This window comes from Kribbella sp. (assembly GCF_035687465.1).
In the GTDB taxonomy this organism is placed as follows: Bacteria; Actinomycetota; Actinomycetes; order Propionibacteriales; family Kribbellaceae; genus Kribbella.
In genome coordinates, this window is record NZ_DASRXP010000116.1 from 1 (window position 1) to 9730 (window position 9730).

10 protein-coding genes are annotated in these 9730 nt (G+C 66.8%); all 10 read left to right on the top strand.

Going from position 1 to position 9730, the window contains the following annotated elements; all coding sequences use genetic code 11:
- The first annotated feature begins 259 nt into the window (after positions 1-259).
- The 10 genes from hemL (at position 260) to VFG33_RS05850 (ending at position 9503) form a co-directional block, all read left to right on the top strand.
- Positions 260-1582 carry a glutamate-1-semialdehyde 2,1-aminomutase gene (gene hemL, locus VFG33_RS05805; RefSeq protein ID WP_325023178.1) on the top strand — a complete coding sequence of 441 codons (1323 nt, stop codon included), beginning with the start codon at positions 260-262 and terminating at the stop codon, positions 1580-1582.
- A 41-nt stretch (positions 1583-1623) separates the two neighbouring features.
- Positions 1624-2247, top strand: a complete 624-nt coding sequence (locus VFG33_RS05810; RefSeq protein ID WP_325023196.1) for a histidine phosphatase family protein — start codon at positions 1624-1626, stop codon at positions 2245-2247.
- Positions 2247-2816: a TlpA family protein disulfide reductase gene (locus VFG33_RS05815; RefSeq protein ID WP_325023180.1), complete on the top strand. Its 570-nt coding sequence runs from the start codon at positions 2247-2249 to the stop codon at positions 2814-2816. The genes VFG33_RS05810 and VFG33_RS05815 overlap by 1 nt, the downstream gene beginning before the upstream one ends.
- 18 nt (positions 2817-2834) lie before the next feature.
- On the top strand, positions 2835-3578 hold the full coding sequence (locus tag VFG33_RS05820; protein WP_325023182.1) for a cytochrome c biogenesis CcdA family protein: 744 nt from the start codon (positions 2835-2837) through the stop codon (positions 3576-3578).
- Between the two features lies 1 nt (position 3579).
- Entirely contained in the window at positions 3580-5154 is a 1575-nt protein-coding gene (gene resB / locus VFG33_RS05825; protein WP_325023184.1) for a cytochrome c biogenesis protein ResB, read from the top strand.
- A complete protein-coding gene (ccsB, locus tag VFG33_RS05830) occupies positions 5151-6173 on the top strand; it encodes a c-type cytochrome biogenesis protein CcsB (protein ID WP_325023186.1) in 1023 nt (340 codons plus the stop codon). Before resB ends, ccsB begins: the two co-directional genes overlap by 4 nt.
- Positions 6174-6175: 2 nt before the next feature.
- Positions 6176-6427 carry a DUF4229 domain-containing protein gene (locus VFG33_RS05835; RefSeq protein ID WP_325023188.1) on the top strand — a complete coding sequence of 84 codons (252 nt, stop codon included), beginning with the start codon at positions 6176-6178 and terminating at the stop codon, positions 6425-6427.
- A gap of 178 nt (positions 6428-6605) precedes the next feature.
- Positions 6606-7217 (top strand): TetR/AcrR family transcriptional regulator, encoded by a 612-nt coding sequence (locus tag VFG33_RS05840; RefSeq protein ID WP_325023190.1) that lies wholly within the window; start codon positions 6606-6608, stop codon positions 7215-7217.
- A gap of 60 nt (positions 7218-7277) precedes the next feature.
- Entirely contained in the window at positions 7278-8834 is a 1557-nt protein-coding gene (locus VFG33_RS05845; RefSeq protein WP_325023192.1) for an MFS transporter, read from the top strand.
- Between the two features lie 150 nt (positions 8835-8984).
- Complete coding sequence (locus VFG33_RS05850) at positions 8985-9503, top strand: AAA family ATPase (RefSeq protein WP_325023194.1); 519 nt, start codon at positions 8985-8987, stop codon at positions 9501-9503.
- Positions 9504-9730: the final 227 nt, after the last annotated feature.

The window sequence follows — 9730 nt, forward strand, 5'->3', positions numbered from 1 at the left end:
CCTCCGTGCCTCATCGACCTGCCCCGCCCCACGCTGCGGACACGTCTACCAAATCGGTCCCGATCACAGCCCGTATCTGGTCTAACGTCCGTTCCCTGCGTGGGTTACGGGTGGACGCGGACAGTGCCCGGGCGGTCACCGGGTACCCATACTGGCGCGTAACAACCGACAAGTGAAGCCCCCAATCGCTACTTACCGGCCGAAGGGACGTTGGTAAGCGTGGTCCCCGCCCACCGGACGCACAGGTCTGTCGGGGAGAATGGCCGCCGTGTCCGTTCACACCGAGCATTCCGCCAGCCTGTTCGATCGAGCCTCCGCCGTGACGCCGGGCGGGGTGAACTCCCCGGTCCGCGCCTTCCGTGCCGTCGGTGGGACGCCGCGCTTCATGGCCTCCGGTGAGGGATGTCACATCACCGATGTCGACGGCAACGACTACGTCGATCTGGTCTGCTCATGGGGCCCGATGCTGCTGGGCCACGCCCATCCCGAGGTGACGGCCGCCGTCCAAGCGGCGGTCAGCCGCGGCACGTCGTACGGGACTCCCACGCAGGCGGAGGTGGAACTGGGCGAGGAGATCGTCGCCCGTACTCCGGTGGAGAAGGTGCGGCTGGTCTCGTCGGGTACCGAGGCAACCATGTCCGCGCTGCGACTGGCCCGTGGCACCACCGGCCGGGCCAAGATCGTCAAGTTCGCCGGCTGCTACCACGGACATGTGGACGCGTTGCTCGCCCAGGCCGGCTCCGGCGTGATCACCCTCGGCATCCCCGGTACGCCGGGAGTCACGGAAGCCACCACGGCCGACACGATCGTCCTTCCCTACAACGACCAGGCCGCGGTCAGCCAGGCGTTCGCGGAGTACGGCGACCAGATCGCGGCGGTGATCACCGAGGCGTCGCCCGGGAACATGGGGGTCGTCCCGCCGCAGGACGGCTTCAACGCGTTCCTGGCCCGGACCTGCAAGGACAACGGCGCGCTGTTCATCTCCGACGAGGTGATGACCGGCTTCCGGATCACCCGGTCCGGCTGGTACGGCGTGGACGGGGTCGAGCCGGATCTGATGACGTTCGGCAAGGTGATGGGCGGTGGTTTCCCGGCAGCCGCATTCGGAGGCCGGGCGGAGATCATGTCGAACCTGGCTCCGGAGGGCTCGGTCTACCAGGCGGGCACGCTGTCGGGGAACCCGATCGCGACGACCGCCGGCCTGACGACGTTGCGGCTGGCAACGGACGACGTCTACGCGAGGATCGACGAGACCTCCGCGACCATCCAGCGGCTGGTCGCCACCGCGCTGGACAAGGAAGGTGTGCCGCACGTCATCCAGGCCGCCGGGAACCTCTTCAGCGTCTTCTTCGTGGAGTCCTCGGAAGCTCCTCGACCGATCCGGGACTTCGCCGGGGCGAGTGCCCAGGTGCTGCCCAGGTTCGCCGCGTTCTTCCATGCCATGCTGGACGCCGGTGTCTACCTGCCGCCGAGTGCCTTCGAAGCCTGGTTCGTGAGTGCGGCGATAGACGACGACGCACTGGCCACACTCGAGACAGCGTTGGCCGGGGCAGCCCGGGCAGCGGCAGCAGTAGAGAGCTGAAGGGATCCGTAGCGGTGACCGAAACGACGGTCGTGCACCTGATGCGTCACGGCGAGGTGGACAACCCGACCGGCGTGCTCTACGGCCGGATCCCCGACTTCCATCTGTCCGAGCTCGGCCGCAAGATGGCCGACCGGGTCGCCGAGCACGTGGCCGGCCGCGACATCGTGCACCTGGTCAGCTCGCCGCTGGAGCGGGCCCGGGAGACGATGGAGCCGATCGCCACCACGCTCGGCCTGACCCCGGACATCGACGAGCGGGTGATCGAGGCCGCGAACCTGTTCGAGGGCAAGAAGTTCGGCGTCGGGGACGGCGCGCTGCGCAACCCGACCGCCTGGTGGCTGCTGCGGAACCCGTTGAAGCCGTCCTGGGGTGAGCCGTACCAGCAGCTCGTCCGGCGGATGCGGGACGCGATCGAGACCGCCCGGCAGAAGGCCGCCGGGCACGAGGCGCTGATCGTCTCGCACCAGTTGCCGATCTGGATCGTCCGGTCCGCTGTCGAGGGCCGCCGGCTGGCGCACGACCCACGGAAGAGGCAGTGCAGTCTGGCCAGCCTGACGTCCTTCACCTTCCACGGGGACTCGATCGTGTCGGTGGGCTATGCCGAGCCGGCCAAGGACCTGCTGCCGGTGAAGAACCCGAAGAAGTTCGTCGGAGGCGCCTGATGCGACGGACTGCGCTGGTGCTGGCGGGGCTGCTGGTCGGGCTGACGGCGTGCAGTACGGGGCAGCAGGCGAGTGACAACCGGGACGGGCAGACCGGATTCGTGAGCGACAGCGGACGGGTGGCGACGTTCGTGCCGGACAAGCGCGTGGCGGCCCCGGCGTTCGGCGGCGAGACCCTGGACGGCGCTCAGTGGAACCTCGACGACCACCGCGGCAAGGTCGTGGTGATGAACGTCTGGGGTTCCTGGTGCCCGCCCTGCCGGGCCGAGGCGCCCGACCTGAACGCCGCGTCGAAGGAGCTGGGCTCCTCGGTGCAGTTCATCGGGCTGAACAACCGTGACCTGGACATGGCTCAGGCGAAGAAGTTCGTCGAGGCGTTCGGGGTCGGGTTCCCGAGCATCTACGACCCGAACGGCAAGCAGTTGCTCAAGTTCCGTGGCCAGATCACGGCGTCCGCGATCCCGAGCACGCTGGTGATCGACAAGAACGGAAAGGTGGCTGCGCGCGTGCTGGGGCCGGTCACCAAGGAGACCCTGGTCGGCATGGTCCAAGATGCGGCCGCTGGCTGACCGGAATGGCTGAACACAGTGGGTGAGTGGTTCGCGCAGTCCATGACGGGCTCGATGCTGGTGGCACTGCCGATCGCGGTGCTGGCCGGAGCGATCTCGTTCTTCTCGCCGTGCGTGGTGCCGTTGCTGCCGGGCTACCTCTCCTATGTGACCGGGCTGTCCGCCGCCGAGCTGGGCACGGAACGCCGCGGCCGGATGCTGGCCGGGACCAGCCTGTTCGTCGCGGGATTCTCGGCCGTCTTCATCCTGACCGGTGTGGTGTTCGGTGCCATCGGCAACGCGATGCTGGATCACCAGACCGTGATCACCAGGGTGCTCGGCGCCGCGACCGTAGTACTGGGGCTGGTCTTTCTTGGTGGGTTCGGATTCCTGCAGCGGGACGTGCGGGTGCACCGGGTTCCAGCGGTTGGGATCGCGGCGGCGCCTCTGCTCGGGGTGTTGTTCGGGTTCGGGTGGACTCCTTGTATCGGCCCGACACTCGGTACGGTGATGAACCTGGCCGCGACGGAGGGCAGTGCCGGCCGGGGTGCCGCACTGGCGCTGGTGTTCAGCCTTGGGCTGGGCATCCCGTTCATCGTGGCCGCGTTGGCCTTCCGCCGGATGCTCGGGGCCGTCGCCTGGGTGCGCAAGCACCAGGTGCTGGTGATCAGGATCGGCGGCGTCCTGATGATCGCCGTAGGAGTACTGCTGCTGACAGGGGTATGGGATTCGATGACCGCCGATCTCAGGCAATGGGTCGCCAACTTCGGGTCGGCGGTGTGAGATGACGGACGTCAAGGACCGGGTCGACAGTCCGGCCCCGCCGGACCTGCCCAAGCTGGGCCTGGTCGGCTGGCTGCGCTGGACCTGGCGGCAGTTGACCTCGATGAAGACGGCCCTGGTGCTGCTCTTCCTGCTCGCGCTCGGCGCGGTGCCGGGGTCACTGATCCCGCAGACCGCGATCGACCCGATCAAGGTGTCCGACTTCTTCGAGGCGCACCCGAAGCTCGGGCCGTTCTACGACAAGCTCGGCCTCTTCGACGTCTACAAGTCGCCGTGGTTCTCCGCTATCTACCTGCTGCTGTTCATCTCGCTGATCGGTTGCGTGGTGCCGCGGCTGCAGGTCTACCTGAAGGCCTTGCGGGCGCGACCCCCGAAGCCGCCGCGCAACCTGAACCGGTTGGCGGGGTACCAGCGGTTCGAGCCGGCCGCGGACGACGACGTACTGGAGCTGGCGGCGAAGGAGCTTCGCCGGCGGCGCTTCCGGGTGCAGTCGTACGACGGTGCGATCGCCGCCGAGCGCGGGTATCTCCGCGAGGCCGGCAACCTGCTCTTCCACTTCTCCTTGATCCTGGCGCTGATCGGCGCCGCGTGGGGTGCGCTCCTCGGCTACCGCGGCACCGTGTTGGTTGTCGTCGGCAACGGTTTTTCGAACTCGATCGCGCAGTACGACGACTTCAGCCCGGGCCGGGTGTTCAACTCCGACGACCTGCCGCCGTTCTACCTGAAGGTGAACGAGTTCACCGCCAAGTTCCAGACCGACGGACCGCAACGCGGCGCGGCCACGGAGTTCAACGCGAACATCACCTACCAGACCACCCCGGACGCACCGGAGCAGTCGTACGACCTGCGGGTGAACCACCCGCTCAAGGTGGACGGCACCAACGTGCACCTGCTCGGCCACGGGTACGCGCCGCGGGTCACTGTGAAAGACGGCAAGGGCCAGATCGCGTACTCCGGTCCGGTGCCGTTCCTCCCGCAGGACAGCAACTTCTCGTCGTTCGGCGTGGTGAAGGCACCGGATGCGCGGCCCGAACAACTCGGCTTCGAAGGGTTCTTCCTACCGACCGCGGTGATCGACCAGCGCGGGCCGGTCTCGGTCTTCCCCGACGCGCTGAACCCGGCCCTGGTGATGACCGGGTACTACGGCCGGCCGGCCACGGAGACTGGCAAGCCACAGTCGGTGTACCAGCTCGACAAGTCGAAGCTGACGCAGTTCGACGACGGCAAGGGTGACAAGCTGCGGTTCCAGCTGGCTCCGGGGCAGAGCGTCAACCTGCCGGACAACCGCGGCTCGCTCACCTTCGATTCCTACGATCGCTGGGTGAAGCTGCAGATCAGCCACACTCCCGGACTCAACCTCGCCCTGGCCGGGATCCTGCTGGCCATCCTCGGGCTGATGGGTTCGCTGTTCATCCACCCACGCCGGACCTGGGTGCGGGTACGGACCGAGGACGGGCGTACCGTGGTCGAGGTCGCCGGCCTGGACCGGGGTCCCGAGCGCGGTCTCGGCGACGAACTCCAGGCCATCGCACAAGCTTTGACAACGGACGACTTGAAGAAGCAGGAGCAGCCATGAGCCCGGAGGCCTTCGCGCACGTCTCCAACCTGGTCATCCCGACTGCCACCGTGATCTATGCGCTGGCGATGATGTCGCACGCGCTCGAGTGGGCGATGGGCCGGGCGGTCACCAGTACCGTGACTACCGCGGCCGAGGTGAAAGCCGTCGCGCTTGTCGGAGCCACGGAGGCGGGCGCGGGCGTAGTACCGGCTGCTGCCGCACCTTCTGCTGGTTCTGGTTCTTCTGGCTCGGTCGCTGCCGGGAGCAGGTCCGAGCGGGCCGAGGCGGCGAGCCGGGTTGGGTTGCTGCTCACCTGGCTGGCCTTCCTGCTGCACCTGACCGGGGTGCTCACTCGTGGTCTCGCTGCCGAGCGGGTGCCGTGGGGCAACATGTACGAGTTCACCATCACGTCGTCGCTTGCGGTCGCCGCCGTCTACCTCCTCTTCGTGCACCGCTACAAACTGCAGTGGCTCGGACTCGGCGTCACTCTGTTCGTCGCAGCCGTCCTCGGGCTCGCGACGCTCGCGCTGTACACCCCGGCCGGTCCGCTGGTGCCGGCGCTGCACTCGTACTGGCTGGTCATCCACGTCTCCGCCGCCGCGATCTCCGGTGGTGCCTTCACCATCGGCGGGCTGGTCTCGATCCTGTACCTGGTGAAGTCGCGCGCCGAGCGCCGTGTCCTCACCGGCGGCACGATGTCGGCCTCGCTCCGACGGCTGCCGAGTGCGGAGTCGATGGACGGTACGGCGTACAAGGTGCTCGCGTTCGCCTTCCCGCTGTGGACCTTCGGCGTGCTGGTCGCCGGGCCGATCTGGGCGGAGTACGCCTGGGGCCGGTACTGGGGCTGGGACCCCAAGGAGGTCTGGTCGCTGGTCACCTGGGTCGTGTACGCCGCTTACCTGCACGCCCGCGCGACGGCAGGGTGGCGTGGTCGCCGGGCGGCCACGATCGCGATCGTGGGCTGGTTCGTCTTCATCTTCAACTTCGTCGGCGTGAACCTGCTGGTCTCGGGCCTGCACTCGTACGCCGGAGTCTGACCATGAAGGAATTCGCCATCTACACCGGCCTGCGGGCAGCCTTGTTCGCGGTCTGCTTCGCAGTGCTCTGGTTCGCCCTGAACAACTGGCTGTCCATCTTCCCGCTGCTCCTGATCGCCCTGATCGTTTCGTCGATCCTGTCGATCTTCGTCCTCCGCGCCGCCCGCGATCGCCTGGCCGGCAGCATCGAACAACGCGCCGCGCGGATCGCCCAGCGGATGGAAGCCGCTCGTCGCGCCGAGGACGACGACTGACCTGAGCGTGAATCCTGCGTACCACTGCTCAAGTGGTACGCAGAGTGACGTATGCCACTCCTGACTTTCTCCGAAATTCGTTTGTGCAAACCTTCACATGAGTCGTACCGTGGTGGATGAAACGAAACCGTTTCGTTCTATCAGCTACTAACTGCTCACACAGGGTGATCAAACGACCATGACAGATGTTGCTGCACTCGGTCCACGCCACCGGCCCCGGGTCGAAGGCGGTCGCGAGGACGAGATCCTCGACGCGACCGTCGAACTCGTCGCGGAACTGGGCTACGACCGGCTGACCATGGACGCGGTGGCGACGGCTGCCAAGGCCAGCAAGGCAACGCTGTACCGGCGCTGGTCGACCAAGGCGGAGCTGGTGGTCGATGCCGTCAGCCGGGCCAAGGGTTGTCCGGTGCCGGACGACATCGACACCGGGAGCCTGCGCGGCGACCTGATCTCGATCTCGTGTTGCGAGGGTGGGTTCACCTCCGAGATGCCGATGTCGCTGATGGCCGGTCTGCTGACCGCGCTGCACCGTGACAACGAGCTTGAACGGGCCTTCCAGGAGCGCTTCGTCGCACCGCGGCAGGCCGTGGTGGCCCGGGTCTACGAACGTGCGGTGGGGCGGGGTGAGATCGCAGCCGGCGTCGACGTCGAACTGCTCTCGCAGACGCTGCCCGCCCTGATGATTCATTACTCCTTCATCCTCGGGATCGAACCGACGGATGAGCTTGTTCTCCGGGTGATCGACAACGTGATCCTGCCTGCGGCGCGGGGGTCGCAGGCTAGCTGACCGGTGAGGGGCCGGATTCAGCGACCAACTAAGCCAGTAACCAAGAGGGGATATATCCGCATGTCAGAAGACGTCATCAAGGCCGATCCGCCGGAGCCGGCGGCGGTCGACGCGGCCGCGCCAACGCACGGCCACCGCAACCTCGGCATCGCGCTCGCGCTGATCAGCATGGCGCAGCTGATGGTGGTGCTGGACGGCACCATCGTCAACATCGCGTTGCCGCACATCCAGACCGATCTCGGCTTCAGCAACGCCTCGCTGCCGTGGGTGGTCAACGCCTACGCGCTGGCCTTCGGTGGTCTGCTGCTGCTCGGCGGACGGATCGGGGACATCCTCGGTCGCCGCAAGGTGTTCATCTTCGGCGTCGTGCTGTTCGGCGTCGCCTCGTTCATCGGCGGTATCGCGCAGAACGAGACCGTGCTGCTCGCCAGCCGGATCCTGCAGGGCCTCGCGGCCGCGGCGGCCTCGCCGAACGCGCTCGCACTGATCACCACCACCTTCCCGGCCGGGAAGGAGCGCAACCGCGCGATGGGTGTGTACGCCGCGATGTCGGGTGCCGGTGCTGCCGTCGGCCTGATCCTCGGTGGTCTGCTGACCGAGGCATCCTGGCGCTGGACCTTCTTCATCAACACCCCGATCGGCCTGATCGTGGCCGTGCTGGCGGTCCGCTACCTGGGTGAGTCTGCTCGCCAGACCGGCAAGTTCGACCTGCCGGGCGCGGTCACCGGAACCCTCGGTCTCACCGGCCTGGTCTACGGCCTGACCCACGCCGCACAGGAAGGCTGGTCGGACCCGGTCACGCTCGCCTTCATCATCGGCGGTGTGGCGCTGATCGGGATCTTCCTCGCCCTCGAGGCGCGCTCGAAGCACGCCCTGATGCCGTTCCGGATCCTGGCGAACAAGACCCGCGGGGTCAGCTTCATCGCCATGCTGGTGGTCGGCGCGGCGCTGTTCTCGATGTTCTACTTCCTGGGCATCTACATCCAGAACATCATGGGCTACAGCGCGCTGGAGACCGGCTTCGCCTTCCTGCCGTTCAGCTTCGGCATCGTGGTCGCGGCCCAGGTCGGTTCCACCCTGATCGCCAGGATGGACCCGCGCTGGATCGCCGGCGTCGGTGCGGCACTGGCCGCGGGCGGCATGTTCGGCTTCACGCAACTCGAGGTCGACTCCGGCTACGCCACCCACCTGCTGCCGTACATCCTGCTGCTCTCGTTCGGCATGGGCCTGATCTTCGTGCCGCTCACCCTTACCGCGGTCAGTGGCGTGGCGGACGAGGACTCCGGCGTCGGTTCCGCAGTACTGAACACGGTGCAGCAGATCGGTGGTGCGATCGGCCTGGCGCTGCTGGGCACGGTCTCCACCACCGCCATCAAGGACAGGTTCACCGAGCTGGCACCGGGGCTGCAGAAGGCCGCGGAGTCCGGGCAGTCGCCGGAACAGATCAAGCAGCTCGAAGGACAGTTCACCGCGCTCGCCACCACGCACGGCTTCACCAGGGCCTTCATGTTCTCGGCCTTCATGTTCGTCGGCGTCGCGATCGTCATCTTCTTCGGCCTCTCGGTCAAGCACAAGGACCTGGCCTCCGACGGCAAGCCCGGCGTCCACGTCGGCTAACGCCACCCCAATCGAAGGGCCGCACCTACCGCGGGTTCACATGGTCGTCGCAACACCTCGATCTGAGGAGTTGCGGCGGCCATGTCGTTTTTGGAGGACTTCGAGCGGTGCGGCCCTTCACCATCTATCTTGTCCGATGTGTCGCACCTGGTGATCATTCGGGGAAACTCCGCGTCGGGAAAGTCAACGCTGGCGCTGGAGCTCCAGCGTGCACTCGGGCCCGGTACGGCCAACGTCGGGCAGGATCACCTCCGGCGCGTGATCCTGCGCGAGCACGACGTACCGGCCGGCGACAACATCGATCTCATCGCCGAGACCGTGCGGTACTGCGCCGGTATCGGCTACAACGTGATCCTCGAAGGCATCCTGTACTCCCCGCACTACGGCACGATGCTGCGCCGGTTGGTCGGGGAGCATCCAGGCCCCAGTCATGTGTTTTACCTCGATGTGCCCCTCGAGGAGACGCTGCGCCGCCATGAACGCGGCGCGATGGCGGTCCCCTCCGACAAGCTCCGTGAGTGGTACCACCGTCTCGATCTTCTGGACGTACCTGGAGAGGTCACCGTCGACGGCTGCGCCGGCACGGAACAAACGCTCGCCTTCGTTCTTGATCGGATCGGCCCGGTGACGCCAGTACGGCGGGACCTCGACGCGGCACGATTCCTGTAGAACCTATTAGATGATGCGCATCCGACGCCATCCCCTCGTCAGTTGCCTATCGCAATCATATGGCCACGGCTGCACACGCTTACAGGCAAGGGGATTCGGCATCTCAGGACGGTCTGCTCGATTTGCAATCGATCGAACATCTGTTCTAATGCAGACGCATGAGTACAGTCAGCGCAGACCCCCACTACGGCGACCAGGAGTTCGCCGTGGAGTTTGCTGCGCTGCTC